This is a genomic window from Cupriavidus sp. P-10, assembly GCF_003402535.2.
GTDB lineage: Bacteria > Pseudomonadota > Gammaproteobacteria > Burkholderiales > Burkholderiaceae > Cupriavidus.
Genome location: NZ_AP025172.1, coordinates 744,784 through 764,743, shown reverse-complemented (window position 1 = coordinate 764,743; position 19,960 = coordinate 744,784). Strand labels below are relative to the sequence as shown.

Annotated in this window: 14 protein-coding genes and 1 tRNA gene; 8 read left to right on the top strand and 7 right to left on the bottom strand. The window is 59.7% G+C overall.

Annotation, left to right across the window (positions count from 1 at the left end; genetic code table 11):
* Positions 1-72 precede the first annotated feature (72 nt).
* Positions 73-3,432: a bifunctional diguanylate cyclase/phosphodiesterase gene (locus tag CTP10_RS33455; protein ID WP_233528432.1), complete on the bottom strand. Its 3,360-nt coding sequence runs from the start codon at positions 3,430-3,432 to the stop codon at positions 73-75.
* A gap of 351 nt (positions 3,433-3,783) precedes the next feature.
* Between CTP10_RS33455 and CTP10_RS33450 the strand changes: the two genes are divergently transcribed.
* The 3 genes from CTP10_RS33450 to CTP10_RS33440 all read left to right on the top strand — a co-directional run bounded on the left by CTP10_RS33450 (position 3,784) and on the right by CTP10_RS33440 (position 6,780).
* Positions 3,784-4,917 (top strand): lipase family protein, encoded by a 1,134-nt coding sequence (locus CTP10_RS33450; RefSeq protein ID WP_147316319.1) that lies wholly within the window; start codon positions 3,784-3,786, stop codon positions 4,915-4,917.
* A gap of 610 nt (positions 4,918-5,527) precedes the next feature.
* Entirely contained in the window at positions 5,528-6,121 is a 594-nt protein-coding gene (locus tag CTP10_RS33445) for an integrase (protein ID WP_116323320.1), read from the top strand.
* Complete coding sequence (locus CTP10_RS33440; RefSeq protein ID WP_116323321.1) at positions 6,118-6,780, top strand: RES family NAD+ phosphorylase; 663 nt, start codon at positions 6,118-6,120, stop codon at positions 6,778-6,780. Before CTP10_RS33445 ends, CTP10_RS33440 begins: the two co-directional genes overlap by 4 nt.
* 1,092 nt (positions 6,781-7,872) lie before the next feature.
* Here CTP10_RS33440 and CTP10_RS33435 read toward each other — a convergent pair.
* From CTP10_RS33435 to CTP10_RS33420, 4 genes are all read right to left on the bottom strand, one after another.
* Complete coding sequence (locus CTP10_RS33435; protein WP_147316320.1) at positions 7,873-8,076, bottom strand: hypothetical protein; 204 nt, start codon at positions 8,074-8,076, stop codon at positions 7,873-7,875.
* 1,638 nt (positions 8,077-9,714) lie between these two features.
* A complete protein-coding gene (locus CTP10_RS33430; protein WP_116323323.1) occupies positions 9,715-10,143 on the bottom strand; it encodes a hypothetical protein in 429 nt (142 codons plus the stop codon).
* 259 nt (positions 10,144-10,402) lie between these two features.
* A complete protein-coding gene (locus tag CTP10_RS33425; RefSeq protein ID WP_116323324.1) occupies positions 10,403-11,425 on the bottom strand; it encodes a hypothetical protein in 1,023 nt (340 codons plus the stop codon).
* Positions 11,426-11,443: 18 nt separating this feature from the next.
* On the bottom strand, positions 11,444-14,122 hold the full coding sequence (locus CTP10_RS33420) for a DEAD/DEAH box helicase (protein WP_116323325.1): 2,679 nt from the start codon (positions 14,120-14,122) through the stop codon (positions 11,444-11,446).
* Between the two features lie 646 nt (positions 14,123-14,768).
* On the opposite strand from CTP10_RS33420, the gene CTP10_RS33415 reads away from it, so the two are divergent.
* From CTP10_RS33415 to CTP10_RS33405, 3 genes are all read left to right on the top strand, one after another.
* Complete coding sequence (locus CTP10_RS33415) at positions 14,769-15,227, top strand: fumarate hydratase (RefSeq protein ID WP_116323326.1); 459 nt, start codon at positions 14,769-14,771, stop codon at positions 15,225-15,227.
* Between the two features lie 205 nt (positions 15,228-15,432).
* Positions 15,433-15,930 (top strand): hypothetical protein, encoded by a 498-nt coding sequence (locus CTP10_RS33410; protein WP_116323339.1) that lies wholly within the window; start codon positions 15,433-15,435, stop codon positions 15,928-15,930.
* A gap of 246 nt (positions 15,931-16,176) precedes the next feature.
* A tRNA-Ile gene (locus tag CTP10_RS33405) sits at positions 16,177-16,264 on the top strand.
* Positions 16,265-16,358: 94 nt separating this feature from the next.
* On the opposite strand, the gene CTP10_RS41190 is transcribed toward CTP10_RS33405, so the two are convergent.
* Together CTP10_RS41190 and CTP10_RS33395 are read right to left on the bottom strand one after the other, a co-directional pair.
* Positions 16,359-17,003 carry a hypothetical protein gene (locus tag CTP10_RS41190; protein ID WP_334223340.1) on the bottom strand — a complete coding sequence of 215 codons (645 nt, stop codon included), beginning with the start codon at positions 17,001-17,003 and terminating at the stop codon, positions 16,359-16,361.
* A gap of 871 nt (positions 17,004-17,874) precedes the next feature.
* Positions 17,875-18,072: a putative metallopeptidase gene (locus CTP10_RS33395; protein WP_116323327.1), complete on the bottom strand. Its 198-nt coding sequence runs from the start codon at positions 18,070-18,072 to the stop codon at positions 17,875-17,877.
* A gap of 858 nt (positions 18,073-18,930) precedes the next feature.
* On the opposite strand from CTP10_RS33395, the gene CTP10_RS33390 reads away from it, so the two are divergent.
* Both CTP10_RS33390 and CTP10_RS33385 read left to right on the top strand, forming a co-directional pair.
* On the top strand, positions 18,931-19,242 hold the full coding sequence (locus tag CTP10_RS33390) for an H-NS histone family protein (protein ID WP_116323328.1): 312 nt from the start codon (positions 18,931-18,933) through the stop codon (positions 19,240-19,242).
* 76 nt (positions 19,243-19,318) lie between these two features.
* On the top strand, positions 19,319-19,636 hold the full coding sequence (locus CTP10_RS33385) for a hypothetical protein (RefSeq protein WP_147316321.1): 318 nt from the start codon (positions 19,319-19,321) through the stop codon (positions 19,634-19,636).
* Positions 19,637-19,960 lie beyond the last annotated feature (324 nt).

Genomic DNA, 19,960 nt, shown 5'->3' with positions numbered 1-19,960 from the left:
TTCAGCTCCCTCTTTTTTTTGGCTGATTTTTGACTGCCTGAAATCTGCACAACACACGCTTGACTGACGTAGTTACGCGCGCATCGGTTGCTGACCGCGCTCAAAAGCGGGGCCATTTTCCATGCAGCTGGCGAGGAAGGCAGTGATCTTCGCCGGCGGCAACGGATGGCTGAAGTAGTAGCCCTGTACTTCGTCGCAGCCCTCGCGACGCAGGAAATCGAGCTGCGCCTCGTTCTCAACACCTTCGGCGACGACTTCTAGGCCGAGCCGGTGACCGAGGCCAATCACGGCGCTGGTGATCTGCGTGTCGCTGCGGCTTTCCGGTACATACCGAACGAAGCTGCGATCGATCTTGACCGTATCGATCGGGAAACGGCTCAGGTAGGCGAGCGAGGAATAACCGGTACCGAAGTCGTCGATTGCCAGCCGCACGCCCGTACGCTTCAGTCGCGACAACCAGTTTGACGCCTGTTCGGCATCGCGCATGACCATGCTTTCCGTCAATTCCAGTTCCAGTGAGTTGCCGGGCAGGCCTGCCTGACGCAAGGCGTCGATGATGGTAAGCCGAAGCGACTTGTCGGCAAACTGACGCGCCGATAGATTGACCGAAACCCGCACCGGCGGTAGCCCCTGGGCGCGCCATGCAGCGTTCTGGCGGCAGGCTTCGCGCAATGCCCATGCGCCGATTTCGACAATCGCGCCGCTTTCCTCAGCGAAGGGAATGAAATCTGCGGGCATGACTAAACCAAGCTCGGGGTGGCGCCACCGAATCAGTGCTTCGATCGCGGTGCAGCTTTCCGTTGCGAGCGCTATGCGTGGCTGGTAATAGAGCACAAATTCGTCCTGCTCGAGCGCGCGGTGCAGGTGCGATTCCATATCGATACGCCGCTGCAACGAGGTGCTCATGCCGCTGCAGTAGAACTGATAGCCGTTCTTGCCAAGCTGCTTGGCCCCGTACATGGCCAGGTCGGCATGCTTGAGCAGTGTCTGCCAGTCGTCGCCGTCCTGGGGGAATGAACTGATACCGATGCTTGCGGTCATGCGCATTTCGGAATCATTGACGAGAAAACCGGGCGCCATCACAGCCTGAATGTTGGCGATGGTCCGGCCGAGAACCGTCGAGTCGCCCTTTGGGTCCAGCAGCACGACAAATTCATCGCCACCGAAGCGAGTGATCAACTCTACATCGGGCAAGCCTTCGCGAAGCCGGTCGGCTATTTCGCGCAGCACCGTGTCACCGGCGTTGTGCCCGATCGTGTCATTAACGACCTTGAATTCATCCAGGTCGACAAAAATCACATGGAGGGACTGCCCGGCGGCGCGGGCACGTGTCAGCGACTTATCGAACTCCTCCCTGAACATCAGCCTATTGGGTAGCCCAGTGAGGGCATCGTGGTTGGCAATAAAACGCAGATTCTCCTCAGCCTGGCGCCTCAGTAGGAAGTGCCCAGTCTGGCTGGCAATGCCACTGGCCATCGCCAGCGCGTGCACATCGGGGCTGCGCTTGGTCCGGGAATAGAGCTCAACGACGCCAAGTGTCACGTGCCCCCTGCTCAGAGGAAAAGCGAAAACCGTACGGATCCCGCCTGTAGCGAGCCAGCCGGCTTGCGAATGCCGCGCAACGTCATGAAGCCCCGCATACCATTCCGGCGCCTGCAGAGCCGAAGCAGCCGTTGGGCGAACGGGCCGCGCAGCGAGCCACGGGTCGAACGCCTTAACGCGGCTCAGGCACACCTGAGGCAGCTTCGACCCCTCGTTGTTGTCGCTTGGCCAAAACGCCCCAGCCTCCCACTCCATACCCTCAAGCAGCGTGTGAACGATGTCCTCCAGTACTTCGACTTCACTGTTGGCCGTGGCAAGGTGCAGGGTAATTTGATGCTCCTGAGCGCGAGCTTGCTCGGCTGACTTACGCTGGCTGATGTCCTGTGCGGTACCGCGCAAGGCGGTACCTTTCGTCGCAGCGCCAGGCGCGTGGCAAATGAGGTGCAACCAACCCCGCCGTCCCCGTTGTGAACGATAGGGGCATTCGAACTCGAACGGCTGTCCGTCAAGCAAAGCGGCTTCCATCCTCTCGCGCAGCACCGTACGATGGCTGGTCTCGATCGCCTGGAAGAGTGTGTTCGGGGTCGGCTTGTGGCCGCGCCAAGCAAGCAAGCGCGCCATTTCCCGCGAAAAATGGGCGCTCCCTTTGCCAAAGTCAATGCGCCAGTCGCCCAGTTGGGCAATCTGCTGCGCCTCGGCGAGCGCTACCTGGCTCTCGCGCAAGCTGTGCGTCATTTGGTCGGCCACCGCGACGGCGCGTGCTCGCGAACTGGACAAGGCATAGGCCAGCCAGCCTAGGAGCACGCTGATGACCCCGCCTGAAACTATCACAAGCATCCGCAAGTAGCGCTGCGGACCACCAAGCGCGCGTGGGTCGGCAGCGAATGCGATCACCCACCGACGTCCGCCGAAGTTCCGGTCCACGTTCTTGATCAAGTCATGCGGGCGAGCGATCGGTTCCGCTTGCCCCTCCGCGGCTGTCTCGGCAGCAGACTGCTCGACGGCGCGGCCAAGGCCAGGCTTTGGCATCCCGGTCTGGCTGTCATAGAGGAGGTTGGTAGCTGATGGAGCAGCGGCCGGCGCCGCAAAGTCCCCAGCATCGTAAACACGGAACCTGACCCAGCGCAGGTTCTCATTGCTGACCAGGTCCTTCAGCAAATCAGCTACGCGAATGCCTGCACCGACCGAACCAACATAAGCGGCGCGGCGTGCTTCCACTGAGTCCAGGTTCGGCACTTTGCGGTACACCGGCAGGCGCAGGGCGATGCCTACATGGGGGTTTTTGGCTTCGCTGAAAATCAGACGGCCGCTGCTCACTGATTGCCCGGTATCGCGCGCTCGCTCCAGCGCCGCGAGACGGCGAGGTTCAGCCCCCATGTCGATGCCGATCGACGCGACGTTAATGTCCAGTGGCTCGACGTAGGTCAGTACGAAGTGTCCTGGCCGCTGGCCGGGCGGGCGGATGTGGAACGTCACGCCCGCTTCGCGCAGGATCGGATCGCTGCGCTGCCGGGCGACAAAGGCGTCGATCTCGGACGCCGGCACATAAGGCGCGTAGTTGAGGGTCTGGAACCCTGGGTAGCGCTGCGGCAGGTTCAAGCCACTGACAAAATCTCGAAACTCACTGCGCGAAACATGGTCGCTGGCACCAAAAAGTGCCTGCATCGTGACCAGCACATCCGTATAGAGCCGGATCCGTGTATCGATCTGCTGGACGACGTCGCCCGCATCGTTCTCAAAACGAAGCCGGACGTCCTTCTCCAGCAGATCTGTGCAGAACGCATAGACGACGGCCGTCGTCAGCACACCAAGCAGAACCGTGCCCGCCGTGATGGTCCGCGACCCAAGGCGACCAAGCGTTCCCCGCATGCGCGCAAGCAACTGGCGCAAGATTGTTTCCCCCGGATGCAACGGCGGCGGCTTTGTGCCTACGCCAGCTGCTGATACGAAAAAGGCACTTATTGCCGGTCCTGCTAAGCGGAACCGGTCGTTCTAAATGTCTTAACAATCTATAGCAAGCGGAGGTTGACCGGGATCAAAAATTGCCACGTAAACACCCAACCGAAGTGGGGTGTCCATCCAGCTCCCGCAGGGTACAGAGCCGCTAAGCTACATCGCCGAGTTGTGCGCTCAACAGGCAAAAGGCTGTTTGCTCCTTGCCGCGGTTGAGGACCGATATTTTTTGCACGATAGTTATGATCACTTCCCGATGGCAATTGCTTTTGCTTGCTGGAGCTGCAGATGGCCAATTGGCGTTTTCGATTTGGCAAGCGGATGAAAAGCGCGATGCAGCTCGGCAGCTTGTTTCTGTGCGTAGGGTGCACACATTTGAGCGTCGACGATTGCGTTGAGCCGGGCGGCAAAGTTCTTGGTGAGGATGTGCCACGTATCCGCTCCTCTCAGGTGAGAATGAAGCTGGAGGACGGTCGTGCGGGCGCAGCTAGGTTTGCGCCCTATGCAGCAATGGCCGCACTTGCGTACGAAGAAGCTGAGTCTTGTTCTACCAAGAAAAAAAAGCTTTCGCCTGTGGCGCTAGAAAAGCTACGAAACGCACTTGAAGCGAGTACCCGCGGTGGCGCTCGCTGGCAAATCGATGAGGCAATCTCGCCAGCTGGCTTCTGTCAGGACGACCTCGGCTTCTCCTACCATGTCTGGTCCCGAAAGGCTGGTGGGAAGCTTGACGTCGTCATTGCCTTCAGAGGCACCGACAACGATAGCACTGACGATTGGGTCTACGGAAACCTATATTGGGTCACTCGTTGGTTCACGAAAGAAAATCAGTATGGCCGGGCAGAAGACATAGCCCGAAGAGTCATTGAATACTTTAGAGTTGGACCAGGTCGTCCGACTGACGGAACCGACATCCGGTTTAGCTCAGCGGGGCATTCGCTAGGGGGAGGATTGGCACAACATATCCTTTATGCGCTACCCGAATACATCGATCAAGCATACGCGTTCGACTCGAGCCCCGTCACCGCCCATACTGACACCGATAATCGCGGCCGCGTTGTATCTGCTTGCTCCTGCCTACAGGAGCTTGGCGCCGAAGCCAGAATCTATCGGTTCTACGAGTCGTATGAAATTTTGACGCATCTGCGCTTCATTCATAAGCTCTTCTTCGCCCCGGACCGCCACATCCAGGAAGTTCGGTTTGGCTATGAAGCTTCACCCAATGCGATATCGGAACATTCGATGTTCGATCTTGCTTTGAACCTTCGTGCCGATGCGGAAGCGGAACCCAAACGTCCCCACGTAATGCCGTGGTATTCTGGCCATGGCTTCAAGAATGGAACATCGTGTACGGCCGTCTTCGAAGATGCCCAACGACAAAGTTGTGCGGTTCCAGCCGACAGCGAGCATCCCTGCCCGAAGTGAACATTGAATCCGCAGGTCGTTCACTGTCTTTTCCTGACTGCCGGCTACCGCCGTTGCGCTTCCGCTATCTCGGCGAATCTCAATGACCCGCGGCGCGTCGGACCGGTTTGCACATGAAGCGCTGGCATCGCTGGGAGGGGCGATAGCGCACGATAACGTTGCCTTGTCGCAGGCAGTTGGCGGAACTGGCTATTCCGAATCTCGGCGCGCGCGAGAATGGGCATCGTGTAGGACCGCGCAAGGTTACGCGCTGCGCGAACTGTAGGAAAGTTTGTCCCCGCTTGGATGCGCACTGGCCGAGTCACACAGGGAAGGAGAGCCTACTGCTGGATGTTCGCGCGGGCCCAATACATTATGTGCTTATTTATGCACTTATTGGGCGGACGACTCACGCATGGCTGCAGAGTCGGTTGGCGTCATGAACTTCATGAACTAAAATGGGTTCATGACCATCCCCCGCCGTATTTCTCTTCGCGCGCGTTTCGCCGCCGGCCCTGTCCGATTCGAATCCCAGATTCCGATTAGCCGGGTCCGCGCTCGGCGGGCGACATCCTCCGCAGCAGCACGTGAGTCGCAACACGCCACGCCCAGTGAGCTAGTTGAGACCGCTGTGGCTCTCGTCAACGACGCGTCGCGTGAGGTCGCATTGTCTGTCGAGGTCCAGCACGAATTGGATGCTGCACTTGGCAGGATCGTTCGGATCTTTGCGAAGCCGAATCGTCCTTTCCGCGAACGTCGTTCTGTTGCTGCCGGAGAGCCTGTGGCACATGCGGGCGAGGCTGCACATACCGATCCGCTGCAGGCGGCGCGTGAACGTGGTCGACTGGCAGCCGCACGGGAGTGGGAGCAGCCGGAAAACCTGTCTCTTAAGGACGCCGCGCTTTATGCGGGTCGTTCGGACCGCGCCATCAACCAGGACCGGCAGGGGGGGCGGCTCTACGCGCTCGTGCTGCCGGGTCGCGAGCGAGGGTTTCGCTATCCGTCGTGGCAGTTCCACGTCGATTCCGAGCGGCTGGCCGCTGTGCTTGCACCGTTCGTGGCGGCGGGAGCGAGCAGTTGGGTCATCCATAACTTTCTGCATCGCCCGCAAGAAAGCCTAGAGGGGCGCACGCCGGCGGATTGGATCGCCGACGCAGTGGCCCCGATAGACGCCGTTGTGCGGCTCGTCGACGCGCGGTACCGCGACGAGCAGGGCGCCGCATGACCTTTAGCGCAGAAGAATTGGGTTGCCCGCTGCCGCCGGCCGACTTGGCTGACCGACGGCTTGCCACAAAGACACTCGATCTCGAGAAAATAGCGCTCTGGCGGATCCATCGCGCGCATCTGGACCCTATTTACTACAATCGCCGCGCGCCGGGCGTAACCCATTACCGGTTCGATGCGGCAGGCGGCGAGTTCGGCGTCCTCTATGCAGCTCCCAGCTTTGCCGCGTGCATGGCCGAAGCAGTCATTCGGGAGCGTTTCCAGGGACAACGTCTGCCGCTAATGCTCGATGAGCATGAACTGAGCAGCCGATGCGTTTGCAGGCTCGCCTTGACCGATCGCCGGCCTCTCGTACTCGCTGATCTTACCGGTGTGCTGACCGCCCTTGGCATGGACGCTCGAGTGTTTTCGGTCACCGACTACCTTGGCCCGAACCTGTGGAGTTCGGCATTGCATGCGGCATTTCCTCGGATCGATGGCTTGTATTTTCAGTCGCGCCTGGCGGGCGAGCCCAGCGTCGCGATCTTCGATGACCGTGCCCAGCTGGTACCAGCAAGTACCCCAACTCCGCTGTTCGACTTTCCCGAGTTGGGCCCCTATCTGACGGCCAATCAAATTGGCCTAGCGCCAAGCGACGACGATTGGACGTCGAACGCCTAGCGCGGTCAGGCGCTACATACAGCGCGACACAGGAGCCGGCGGCAGTCTGACGGGGTCCTCGCGGTTTTCGTCACGCAATACCGGAGTTTAGACATGATTGGGGCTATGTCTCATTACCGGTCTGCGGCATCGCCGACCGTGGGCGGGCCTTCATCATTGAAGGGGCAGCCGCAGCGTGGCGCACCGGCGAAACCTCCGCCTCGATACAGGCATTTGGCCTCGCTGGTGACGAACGGCCGGTTCCAGAGCACAGAGCACATGACGTCGATAACGGCGGGGCGAGATGGACGAGCGCCATCTCAAAGGCGATTGATGACAACTAAGGTTCCTTCAAGGATGTTGGTACCGGACTGCGCGTTGGTGATGCCTCTCTCCGTCCTTGCCAGTGCTTGGCTCTGCACCTTGTGCGCGCAAGTGTAGATCACCGGTCTGCTATGGCAAGCGGGGGAGGGAGTGCGGCGACTTGAGTCGCCAGCGAGACAGGAGCGCACTCACCGGGAGGCACGAGTTGCCGCTGGTCCCCGGACCGCGGCAACGGTAGCCCCCGCGACGATGCCAGGGAAAAAAGCCCGCATTGTCGGGCATGGGTAAGGCGACGGCCGCGGAGGGTCAAACTCGCGACGCGAGAAAATTCTTGTGGAAAGGTGTTGACGGTCATACCCAGCAGAGTGCGGGGTATATTCAGCCTCAGGCTGCCTGCTGTTCGCCCGCCCCCTGCAGCTGCATCAATGCAAGCACTCCAGATGGGAATCAGCGCTGACAGGTATCAGGTAGCCTGGCGGCCTACGGCCACCACGATTGATCTGCCCCCGTCGCTTTCAATGCGTGGCAATGCACCGGCAGCAATGCGCTGCCTAACAGCAGATTGCAGATCAGCGGCATCCCATTGCCCTTGCTCGATGGCGGCCAAGGCATCGCCGGCAACCGCGAATCGCCCACCACATGCTGCGCAGCGGTAGACGCGGCCGCTATGTAGGGGATCTTTTCGATCCCGCCAGCGTCGCGCCAGTGTGGTACACAGCAGGCATGGAACGGCTGTTACAGTGCCCATACACAGGCTATCGCATGTGCAACGGAGGGCCGCGCCTCCGGCTAGGCTCTTATCACTGCAACACTGAACGCGCCATGGTCCAGCGCATCCGAAATGGCATCGCAGACGTGCGGGAAGAAGCCGTAGTAGGTGCCTCGCCCGTTGACCACGACCCGGAACAGCATCGCATCCGGTGGATCTCCAGACAACATGCAAGAGGGACTCGTTGCAGAGTCTGCCGCATTGACCTTCGTAGTCCAATGCATGTTGCCTCCTCGGGTGGGTACCCGTGCTTCCTCTGCCAACACCACGATGGATAAACAGACCACACATGTCTGCACGCCGTAACAATCAATCCATCGGCAAGGACTTTCCGTTCACCACGATACGATGTCTGAATTGCGGTGAGTCCATCCTCGCAGGAAAGCATACGCGCGAACTCGAAACGCGTCATCAGCCGTAGGGTTTAGCTCGCTGATTGGCCAGCCTCATACCTTCTGCTATTGCAAAGTCAAACGCTACCTTTAAGATTGAGCTTGTGGATAAGGGAGGTTGTTAATGGAAATGCGTTGGGAGAAGCTTTACACCGACGGCCTGGGCGAATTCCGCAGGTCAGAACGGGCAATCTGTCTTCGCGGAAGAAGGGCAAAGCTCTTGAAGTATTTATGGATTGCCTTGCTGCCGACAGTACTAGCCGTAGGGTGCCTTTTTGTATTGTGGTAAAGCTCGGATTAGGCTTCCTGGCGATCGGCCCAGTGCACCGAGACATGGCAAGTAACCTGTCCGAGGATCGGAGGAACCTTGGTTCAGGCAATGCTCAACGTCCGGCCTCGTGGTTCGCAGCCCAGCATCAGCTGGCGGCATGATTCCCTCGGCTAAGAGATTCATCAAACGGGGCAAGGTCAGTACCTCAGTCGGCCACCGACGCGCAGGCACTCCCTACGGCAGCAAAGTTGAAATGGGCGGCGGCATACATGGCGTTGCACGCCCAGACCTCTTCCCCGTTCTTATAAAAGGTAACCCATTTGCCGTCGCTGACGCAGTGAGCGCCAGGGAAGACCTCATCATGGCCGTTCGGCCGTCCAGCGGAAACGGCGCGTGGGGTGAGGCCCAGTAGCTGTCCTTCGATAGGGGCTCGATCGTCTTTGGCATGCGCATCAGGCCCAGTGATGGGTTACACAAGACGCCATCGCCCGGTGAAGGCGAAACGGGGGTGGTGTCAATCCTGCAACGGCGTAGACCGTCCTTCGACATCTTCATGTAGGCTTCACGAAATCACCTTGTTACTACCCGTTGCGATGTCGATGGCACGATACCTTCCGTTTGTGGCCCGCGCCTTCGGTGTGGGCGCCGTTATCGTGATCGTCGCCATCATCTCCCGCCAAGTATATCTGCGCATCGCCGCCGAGGCTGCCGACGCAGACGAGGAGCCCGCGACAATGATGTTGATACGCTGCGAGACGATGCACGAACGTCTGCAGAACCGGCACAGGTCGGACGCAGAGGTTGACGAGCGGCCACGCGCTCGTTGCAGAGAGTCCTGACTTCGCAGAACTTCCGATTAGTCGACCAGGAGCACAGGCAAAAGAATGCCCGCTGCTCGGGCGGGCATGAATCCCTTTAGGAGAAGGGAGGAGACGGGTGTCAGTATAAACCCTTACGAAGGCTCTTGCATATCGCTCCGCAGAGGGCAGGGGATCGAAACTGCAGGCCTGGCAGGCGACAGCGCCTGATTCATAGTTTCCTGATCATGAAACTATTGGCTTGTAACGATGGCCCCGCGACGGCTAGGCTCGTCGCCGTGGGCCAGCGTCAGTATGTGGCCGATCGGCCAGGCAATTTGTCTGTCGGCGGTGCCTGAATTGCCAGAGGCCGGCCGGACATTGCGGCATGACTATCCGGCGCTACGACTCCAGCATCTCCAGCCCGCTTTCGGCACACCATTGCCTCAGCGCTCTTTCGGCCGAGTCGGCTTCAAACGAATACCAGAGCTCGAGAATGCCTTTGCGCTCCAGCAAGTCCTTGAAGCGCGCGTAAGCGCCTCGTCGTCGGAAGAATTCTTCCACCTGGTCGCAACACTCAGGCAACTCCTGTGCAACAAATTGGAGGGCGAGACTTCGTCCAAGACCGAGCTCGTTCTTATGCGGTATCGCAAGGTAGCGGTCCGAGGTTTCAAGGTCGTCAGGAACCTCCTCGTCGAAGGTGTCGTTGTAATCAGAAGTCCAATAGACTTTGCCCGTATCGAGTGAGACATACGCGTTGTGCTCCATCGGCGCCGCGCAACTAACGAAGTCGAATGCCATGGAAAGTTCGTCGTGTTTGACTGCGACCATGTCTGGACTCCCATAGGTTGCGAGTTGAACGGCCCAGCGATATTCGGCGACAGCCGGACATCGGCTTCATCAAGGGCCGATGCATGATGGTACTGCAGCGCTCATCGCGGCGCGAAGGCGCAGCGCCATGGTCATCCACCGACTGCTGAAAGCAGATCGCCTTCCCGCAAGACGCAGAACTAGCGTACACCGCACATCCTCTAGCCAGGACAATTTCCCGGAACATCACGACGGCTTCCATGCGAGATGGAATCGGAGTTTAGCGGGACGTCCCCTTCACCGGTCGCGTACTGGCGCGCTTCCTTGTTGCAGCCTCGTTCGGGGTTGTAGGCGGGGACGCCACGTCTGCTTTACCGGCAACAACGTTGCCAGATGCCGATTTGCGTGGCCCTGCGGATGCCTTGACTGATGACTTCTTTGTTACCGACTTATTGTCCTCCGCAGTCTTCGCATTCGCAGGTGGCTTACGGGTTGTCGAGACGGCCGACTTGGTCGCCTTCTTCGCTGTCACCTTACCTGCCGGTGGCTTGTTACGTCCGACAGCAGGCGTCGGCGGTGGGTTAGCGTCGGCCATCTCGATGCCAAACAAATCGGCCACCATGGCGTCGTCGAGCACCTTGCTGCTGGCGGGTCGTTTTGTCGATTTGGGCAGGCCAGCGCCGGCCTGCCTGACGAGATCATTGGCATCGACGCGGCGCAGGGCGAAGAGCAATTCCGGCTGTTGGTCGAACCGCGCGCCGACGCCGTAAAGTACGGCAGCAACGTGCTTGCACATTGACGCCCAGTCTGGACAACTGCAACTGAACCTGATTTCTTCCGGCACTGGGAAAAGACCGCTGCGAGGTTTGCAGATGCGCTCCATCACGGCTGTCGAGAGCTTGCCCTGCAAGAGTTCCACGATCGAATCGATCGACCCCGCGCAATCGGCGCCGATCGCTCGCCATTGCCTTGCGGGACACGCCGTCACGGTCACAGCGACCGTGTACAGACTCGAACCCATTACCTGCGCGCGGACTTCGCCTGCCGTAATCTGAAGGTCAATCACAGAACCGTTGCGCACATAGGTACGGCCGCGCGGCAGGCGGCTGGCATAGTCGCTGTAGCTTTCCAGATTGTCGCACCAGGCCTTGCCCCAGAAGGTCTTGGCGATGGCACCGCGGTATGAGGCGATTGGCGACAGCACCAAACCAGCCTTCTTCGCCTTCTCGGCGGCTCGTTCAGCCTTTTTTCTGCGCTCGGCGACTGAGACATAGGGCTTCCATCCCCCGTACCCATAACCCATTCCGGTTCCTATTGACGATCAGTTTTCTTGCGCGGCATAAACGTCGAGCTTCACGAGATCGAGCAATTCACGATTGCTCATCTCGGTAAGCAGGAGTTCTGCGCCGCCTTCCAACACATCCTTCACCAATTGCTGCTTCGCTTCAATCAACTGGTCGATACGGTCCTCGATCGTGCCACGGCAGATAAACTTATGCACCAGGACGTTCCTCCGCTGGCCGATACGAAATGCACGATCAGTTGCCTGGTTTTCCACGGCCGGGTTCCACCAGCGGTCGTAATGGATCACATGCGACGCGGCGGTAAGGTTCAGACCTGCCCCACCGGCCTTGAGTGAGAGCACAAAGAAGGGGGTCAGCTCATCTTCCTGGAATCGCTTCACCAGTTCGCGGCGCTTGGCTACCGGGGTGCCGCCATGAAGCACCAGACCTTCGCGGCCAAAGACCGAACCAAGAAAAGCCGCCAGCGGCTCAGTGGTCTCGCGGAACTGGGTGAATACCAGCACCTTTTCCTGTTTGGCGGCAATGACTTCGGCCAGTTGGCGCAGGCGGGCGAACTTGCCGCTGTCTTCCGCCTTCCAGGCGGCGTCGCCCAACCACTGCGACGGATGGTTGCAGATCTGTTTGAAGCGCATCAGGTAGCTCAGCACGACCCCCTTGCGACCGATGCCTTCGGCATCTTCAAGCGCGGCCGCCAACTCCTTCACCGCACGCTGATACAGTGCCGCCTGGCTCGGGCTCAAGTGGCACCAGGCCTTGAGCTCGGTCTTGTCCGGAAGATCGTCGATGATCCGCTTGTCGGTCTTCAGACGGCGCAGGATGTAGGGCCGCACGAGCGTTCGCAGCGGACCGAAGTGCTCGGCCTTCGCCAGCCGCCTGGTAAAGTCGGCAAAGACTTTGTCTGATCCCAGTAAGCCGGGGTGGGTGAAATCGAATATGGACCACAGATCGGACAGGCGGTTTTCCACAGGAGTGCCGGTCAGCGCAATGCGCGATTGTGCCTGGAGCTGCTTGACCTGTCGCGTTTGCTTGGCGCCCGGATTTTTTATCGCCTGTGCTTCGTCGACAATGGCAACGCGCCATTGGAAGGCCGCCAGTACCGGCTGGCGAAGAAGCGAGCCAAAGCTGGTGATGACGAGATCGATGTCCGCAAGTCGCGCCGGGTCCAGCGCACGCAATTCGGCCGCCGGCATGACCGACGGGTGGGCAATCAGTAGGCGCAAGCCGGGGGCAAAGCGCTCAGCCTCTGCCGCCCAGTTGGCCAGCAGCGATGCAGGGGCGACCAGCAGACTGGGCCGCGCCTCGGCACTTTCTCGCTTCAGCACGAGGAGAAGCGAGAGTACCTGCATGGTCTTGCCCAGGCCCATATCATCCGCCAGGCAAGCGCCCAAACCGAGCCGGGTGAGCAGGTACAACCACCGCACGCCAGCCTGTTGGTAGGGCCGCAGGGTGGCCTTCAGTTCCGGTCCCGGGCTGATCTGCGCCAACCCCTCCGGCTGACGCAACTCCTGCAGGGTGTCGGCCAGCCAGGGTCCTGCAACAAGCTGCGACCAGTCGCGGTCAGCGGGGTCGGCACTGTCGTCGAGCGAAACCCCCGCCAGAAGGCGTAGAGCCTCATTAAGAGGCAGACCGCTTCGCGCCGCCTTTTCCATGGCCTCGAATCGCTTCATGAGGCGACTGAGCTTTTTCTTGTCCACCTCGACCCAGCGACCACGGATGAGCTGCAAGCCGTCGGCGCCTTTGAGCAGATTCCTGACCTCGGTGGCGCTGAGACACTCGCCATCGAGCGAAACCTCCATGCTAAAGTCCAGCAACGCGTCTTTGCCCAAGAGCGAGGGCGGCCGTGCTCCGACGCTGGCTTTCACAACGGGACGAGCAGGGCGGCCCGCCTGCCAGACGCCTGGCATGCGTACGACAATCCCGGCAGCTTCGAGTTTGGACAGGTCCGAGAGCAGGCGATGGGCATCGAGCGGCGTCCAGCGCAGCGGATGATATATCTCGCCGGTATCCACCATTTCGCGAAGCCAATCGCAGTGTTCCGCGGCGCGCTGCACCGGCAGCAGTAATGACAGGAGCTGCGCCTTGCTCCTGACCCCCGAGAATTCCGCCAGGGCCTGCGACAGTGGCTGATGTTGCGCTTTACCATGGGCCGACAGACGCGAGGTGTAAGTCGCAAGAAAGGCGAACGGTGACTCCGGGTCCTTGCGATTCTCAGCAAGGTTGAAATGCACGCGGCCGACGAGATTCCAGGCCGGGTGACGCAGCTTGAGGAAATCCTGAAGCGAGACGTTTGCGGTCGCCAGTTCCTGGTACAAGGCAGCATCGATCTCGCCCCACAACGTGCCCAGCACATCTGGCGTCAGATACTCGCCGCCCGTCATCGGCGGTGCATCGCCAATCATGGCATCGAAATCCTTGGCAGCAGGCGTTGCGACCGCGATCTCGCCGCCTTCGGGCGTGGCGCACAAAGCAGTGACATAGCGCGCCGCAAAATCACGCCACCAGGCCCATGCAGGGGGCAAAATGCGGCCGATTTCGGCCGTTCCCAGGTGCAGCAGGCCATGTCCCGCGCCAAGCGCAAAAGAACTCCCAAGCCGCCGTCGCGTTTCATCTGCCAAGATTGGCGCGGCGTCCTCCGGCACTGCAAGTAGGTGCCCGCCGGGCGTCAGGTGTGGCACAAGAATGTCGGGAGCAGTCACAGGTGCCCCTTCCAATCGTACTGTTGCAGCAGGCGCTGAAGCTGCAGGTTTTCAACGGAAGCGGCTGCGAAATCACTCAGCAGGCCCTCCCGCCTAGGTTGGACTGGGCGAATCTTCGATTGCCTCTGGACCGACCGAATCATCGGCTCGACCAACCGTCCGGGGTATGCCTGTCCGCTGCGTTGCACATATCTTGTGAACTGTCTTTTCATCTGCTGTAGGACAACCTGATCAAATTCGCTCCCGGCTTCGCCGCCAGCTGACCAACCTTCAACTTTGAGACGGTCTCCCGCGAACTGCCGAAGTTTGCCAAAAGAAATACGGCCTTCCGTGAAAGGGTACCAAAACCTCAGTCCCACGAGATGGGATGTCGATGGCGACCGTCGCGGCGAAAAACAAAATAGTGGAGGTGTCCCGAATGGCCGAAACGCTTTGAAGGCGACTGACGAGGTCGAATAGCAGTTGCCTCAGCGGAGCCGACCTCGAGCGTCCGGAGACAGGCGGCTACGCGCGGCAGAGGGGGGCATCTCGGCTGCCCTTGGCTGCGCCGGCCGAGTCCGTCGCACGACAACGAAGAGATAGACGTCTATTAGGCAGGCACACGTACGGTTATACTCCGCGCTTCACAACCAACGGGTAATCCATAATGGTCGCTGCAACGAAAGCAACGAAGGTCAGTGCAGTCTCGAAGAACAAGTCTGCCGCCAAGAAGGTGGCCGTGCCAACGAAAAAGGCCAGCGTGCTCGCACGTGAGGCTCAGGCAGCGAAAAAGAGCCTGCTGAAGCTGCGCGCCGACACCAAGAAGGCCATTGAGGCGGCAAAGCGCGAAGTTGCGCAGGCGGTGGAAGCCGCAAGGTCCGCGCTTCGCTTCGAGAAGCAAGCCGCAAAGGACAAGCTGGCGGCGAAGAAGGCAAAGACTGCGGGCGCCAAGAAGGCCACTGGCAAAGCAACCGCCACGAAGGCGGCCCCGAAAAAGGCTGTGACCGGTAGCAAAGCCCCTGCAAAAGCTGCGCCGAAGAAGGCCGCAGTGAAAGCCGTGACGAAGAAGCGGACTCCCGCAAAGACAGTGGTTCCGACCGTGGCGACACCCGAAGTTTCGGTGTGATCTTGGCCTCGGCCGGTACGGCACATCGCCGACCGGTCGATGACCGAAGCTGGGCGCACAGCTTGCGCCCAGCCTCCTCGGCAGAACCGTGCATCGAGCCCTTAGCTCAGCAATTCGGAGCCGGCATCGATCAACCGTTTTTTCCGCCTGGGTCATGGTGGATGAGGCATGGAATATTGCCTCCTCGACCAGTGCGACGAAATTTATGCACCACAGCGACGACTCTCTTTTGGAGCACGAGGCCTCTGCAATCCACGAGCCCCGGCTTTGGCGAGACAAGGGCTGGACTGCCCGGGTTATCAAGAACGAGGATGGCGACGGCTGGGCCGTTGAGATGTTCCGAGATGGCAGCGCCGAGCCGGCGCTTGTCGGTCCCTGGACCATGGGTCGAAACAAGGTCGATCCGAAGCCGCTCGACGCTACGGCCCACCAGACACTGGTCAAGACTGCCGCGGAAGTCATCCGGCGGCATGAGCAGCAACTGCACGCCCAGCTCAACAAGCAGACCAGCTTCGAGACCGAATCCGGAACCGTGACCGTCAAGCTCGTCGTGACGCCAGATGATTTCGAGCCGTTCGGTACGCTGACGGCGGTGGATGCCTTCGGCGATGTGATCGCGACCGTCAAGGTACAGCCCGACTTTCGCCTGACGCGCGACAGCGCCGCCCGGTGGGCGGCTGCTGGCTTTGACAAGATCCGCTGATGCCGCACAAGGCAGAGGCAGCAGGCCATCCCCGCCTATCGTAGCGAGGGTGCCTGCATCGATCAACGACAGGCGCGGTTTGAATCTGGCACACAATTCTATTTCGATGCCTCTCCGGCCGAAGCCGGCGCACGGGATGCTTTGATTGTTCTGTATTTGAACGGAATGCACGTTCACCGCCAACACGCGAGAAGCGGAAATGGCATGTTGTGCGAACATCAGGGTAGAATCTCGCGCGTCGTTACAGGGCCGGACGCCGTGTTGGTTGCAGGCAGCGGACTCATAATCCGCCGGAGATATCCCACCGTGGGTTCGAATCCCACCCGGCACACCAGGTTTGCACGTACTGTTACTACTCGATGAGGATGAGCAGCCGATGCATGTGCCGGGCTGGCGCTGGACGAGCGCCGGCCACTAGAGCACGCTGCCTACCTGTCGTCTCGTAGCATAGCGGAAATCCTGGGGAAGACTTCATTACGCCAGACAGGTCCACGGAACAAGTCGTAGTGAGTGCAGTCGTCAATCGTGACGAGTCGCTTGTCGCGCGAGGATAGGCCTCGGCACAGGTCATGCGCGGCGTGGGTCTGCCCGCGGCCGGATATGTCGTCGCGCTCGCCTTCGATGGTGAGCAACGCTGTGGAACGGATGTCCTGGGGGCGCACGGCCTGGCCTCGCACGTGCCAGGCGCCAAAGGCGATCTGAAACTCCTGAAACACGGTCCGGATCGTGTCGAGATAGAACTCAGCGGCCATGTCGAGCACCGCGCTGTAGTCCAGCAATGCTTGCCAATGTACGTTGGTACGCTCGGCATCGCCACGAGCAAGATTCGCCCAGTACCCCTCACATAGGCCCCACAGCGGTGAGGACTGCGCAGCGGCAAGACCGGAGAGTTGCACAAAACTCGGACAAACCTGACGTCCAGCACCTGCATAGGGATGCGGCACTGGGTGAACCAGATTGCGTCGAAACCACTGGATAGAGTGGCTCGAGGCGAGGCGCCCAATTGCGGTGGGGCTGCGACGTGCGTCGATCGGACCGCCGATGAGCGTCAGACTGCTTGGGGGTCGTCTCATCGCGGCTTGCCAACAGTGCAATGGCGCCCAAAGCCGGCACCGTGGCCTGGCAGACGGCAAGCACATGCAGCGGTGACACGCCGATCTGATGGATAAAGCGCTGAGCGTGAACCACATAATCGTCCAAATGAAATGCGCCATCGGCCACCGGAACGTTGCGCGCATTGCTCCAGTCAGTGACGTAGACAATGTGCTCTTGCAGCAATGATTGCACCACTTCGCGAAGCATGACGGCGTGATGGCCGGCAAGAGGCGCACAGACGAGGACTGCGGGAATCGCTTGCTGGCTATCGTCATGCCCAACCGCTGGGGTAGCTTCAAACCGCCGCAGGCGGCAGAATGGGCTTTCCGAGACGATTTGCTCGACCACGGGAACGACTCGGCCGTCACGAAGGATGGTTGTGATGCCAAACGTGGGTTCTTCGCAGGCCGTGCTCAGACGATAAAGATTTTCCCAGCAGGCGGCAAAGTTCCCTGCCGCAGGAAGATATGCAAGTGGACTAAGCGGGCTGACCAAGGCTCGGGCAGATTCATCCGCCCACGCTTTCATCAGGGTCCGCTGATAGTCAAAAATCTGATAGAGCATGGGGACTCCAAACGAACGAATGCGTCAGCGACGATGAGATCCATCAACCCCAAATACGCAGATGTTGAATGAAGAGCGTGTTGCAGAAAGCCAGAGTCTCTGCGCGGACGCTACAGGCTTTCGATGCTGCTGTGAAGACACCGTGACAATGCGCTTTCGGTAGCAGCGCGTTGAACCGCCATGCGCGTGATTTCAGTGAAATGGAGAAGTGAAGCGATGCCACACCGACAGGAGAGGAGACTGCTTCGGCCGTTGGGTTCGGCGGCTCTCCTCTCAGATTGACGCCTAGCGAATGCGGCGTACTGCGTCGCGCATGGAATGTCCCCGGCTTGTCAGGCGCGGATGGGCGCCGCTGTCATGACCCTGTTCGATCGTCACCAACTTGTGTTCCAACAAGGCGTCCAATTGCTCGGGATCGAGGTCGTCAATGTCCGGTGCATCGCCAAGCAGCAGCAGTGCTGCGATTTCATGCGGACTTAGCATGTCGGTCTCCTTGATCGGGTCAAAAGGGAACTGCGACGGCTGATCTGTGTACCGTGCTCCACGAAGGAGATGGGAACCGCAATTGGATGATGTTGGTGCAAGGACGCGCCGGAAGCGCTACACCGAACGTTTAAGGTAAACCCTTCAGTCGCAGGAAGCAAGTGAGAAAAATGCTGCGGGGCAGCGGAAGAGTCAAAGCGCCGATTGGGAGGGCCGCCCGGCTGGCGGCTGCGTCGGGGTGGCTCGAAGGACGTCGCGACGTTTTCAAGACATGCTGGCACTGGGGTGTCACAGCAGAGCGAAGTTAGCCGCTCACGTTGCGCACAACTGCACTACAAGTTTTTCAGTCTTGCCGTCGCGCCGCGTGTCGGACGACGACAGGAACAACGCCGAAAACTGCCGAACTCGTGAGGTTTGCCATCCGTCGAAGGCTGCCGCGTACCCGTTTCTGCGAACTTCCGACCAAGACTGTGGAGGATTGTTCGACAGAGGTAGTCTCAATTATTCGGTCGGAATCCTTTTGATCAACCGATTGCCGTCAGCATCCCAGTCAGCCCCCCGAATCTGTAACTGATCCTTACCAATTCAAGCCTGGAGATTGCGCCCGCAAGCGATTTGCGCGCTTTGATCCACGGCGATCCGATTATGCGGTCCTCGCTACCCTTGTCCTATGGAGCCTCAGATTGGGATGGTGGGACTCGGTCATTGTCTTTCTCGCTCGAGTCTTTTGGTACTGATTCCGAGGCTCCCAGCGAGCCATTGAACTGGCCGATAAGGCGAGAGTTTTTCGCCACGACGCGCAAATTGGCTCTAAACTACCTTCTATCTGCATCCCTCGACCGGAAAGGAAATCAGAAGATGGCAACTTACAAAGAATTGATGGCGCAGAAGGCAGCTCTTGAGGCTCACCTGGAAGAGGTACGTGCGAATGAAATCGCCTCTATCATCGAGCAGATTCAGAATCTGATGGCGGAATATGGGCTGACTGTCGAAGATATTGCCAAACGTCGTCGTGGCCGTCCTGCCGGCAGCGGCGCTGGTAAGGCGAAAGCGGGATTGCCCCCGAAATACCGGGATCCGAAGACTGGCAAGACCTGGTCTGGCCGCGGCCGTACGCCGTCCTGGCTTGGCAGAAACCCTAACAAGTTCCTGATTGCGGAAGAGGCCTAAATCAGGCACAGCACGCCCCGACAGAATAGTGTCCAGCCCCTGCATGCAGGGGTTTTCTTTTTTGGGAGCCATCGCCATGTCATTTGAAGCGATTCATGCCGATATCATGCTCGCCCGGCCAAATTTGGTTCCTCGTGAACGTACCGAGCGAGGGATAAGGAACGGCTATTCCTACTGGCTCCGGCTTCCGCCCAGCAAAGAGCTCAGAGTGATCCGCCTTTCGCAACAGTCTGGCGACAGCTATGAACTGGTGCGTTCGGCCAGCGAGCGCAGAACGCGTCAGAAAGTTCGTCAACGGTTTTCCGGATCCCTGTCCGAGTTGATAGCCATCATTGACGAAGAGATCGACTTCATCCGGAAGGATGAGCGCTTGATATCGAAACCAGGTTCATAGACTTACGGCGGTACGTTCCCGATCGACACGGTCGCCGTGTCACTTCAGTTTCGGAGAATTGGTCTGCGCCGCCGAGCATGTCAACCAGCGAGGTAGAACGTTGATCGATACACCGATACAACGACGGTCCCGGATGCTACACCGGATGCCCAGCGACGCTTACTGGCCGCATGGAGCTCTCTGCATGCGACACGCACAGTCTGCGTAGACCGGGGACTGCCTAGTCGCGACCACGATGACGAATCCCGCTCAGCCCTCAAATTCGGCCAGTTGGGAGGTCCACCGGTCGCGGATCGAGTGTCGGAAGCTGGCTAGGGCAATTCG

Bases quoted from the DNA above. Each gene is read 5' to 3' on its own strand.
- CTP10_RS41190 (WP_334223340.1), bottom strand. From the start codon at position 17,003: ATGAGACGACCCCCAAGCAGTCTGACGCTCATCGGCGGTCCGATCGAC.
- CTP10_RS33385 (WP_147316321.1), top strand. From the start codon at position 19,319: ATGTCATTTGAAGCGATTCATGCCGATATCATGCTCGCCCGGCCAAAT.
- CTP10_RS33435 (WP_147316320.1), bottom strand. From the start codon at position 8,076: ATGCATTGGACTACGAAGGTCAATGCGGCAGACTCTGCAACGAGTCCC.
- CTP10_RS33440 (WP_116323321.1), top strand. From the start codon at position 6,118: ATGACCTTTAGCGCAGAAGAATTGGGTTGCCCGCTGCCGCCGGCCGAC.
- CTP10_RS33410 (WP_116323339.1), top strand. From the start codon at position 15,433: ATGCACCACAGCGACGACTCTCTTTTGGAGCACGAGGCCTCTGCAATC.
- CTP10_RS33425 (WP_116323324.1), bottom strand. From the start codon at position 11,425: ATGGGTTATGGGTACGGGGGATGGAAGCCCTATGTCTCAGTCGCCGAG.
- CTP10_RS33395 (WP_116323327.1), bottom strand. From the start codon at position 18,072: ATGCTAAGTCCGCATGAAATCGCAGCACTGCTGCTGCTTGGCGATGCA.
- CTP10_RS33450 (WP_147316319.1), top strand. From the start codon at position 3,784: ATGGCCAATTGGCGTTTTCGATTTGGCAAGCGGATGAAAAGCGCGATG.
- CTP10_RS33430 (WP_116323323.1), bottom strand. From the start codon at position 10,143: ATGGTCGCAGTCAAACACGACGAACTTTCCATGGCATTCGACTTCGTT.
- CTP10_RS33390 (WP_116323328.1), top strand. From the start codon at position 18,931: ATGGCAACTTACAAAGAATTGATGGCGCAGAAGGCAGCTCTTGAGGCT.
- CTP10_RS33415 (WP_116323326.1), top strand. From the start codon at position 14,769: ATGGTCGCTGCAACGAAAGCAACGAAGGTCAGTGCAGTCTCGAAGAAC.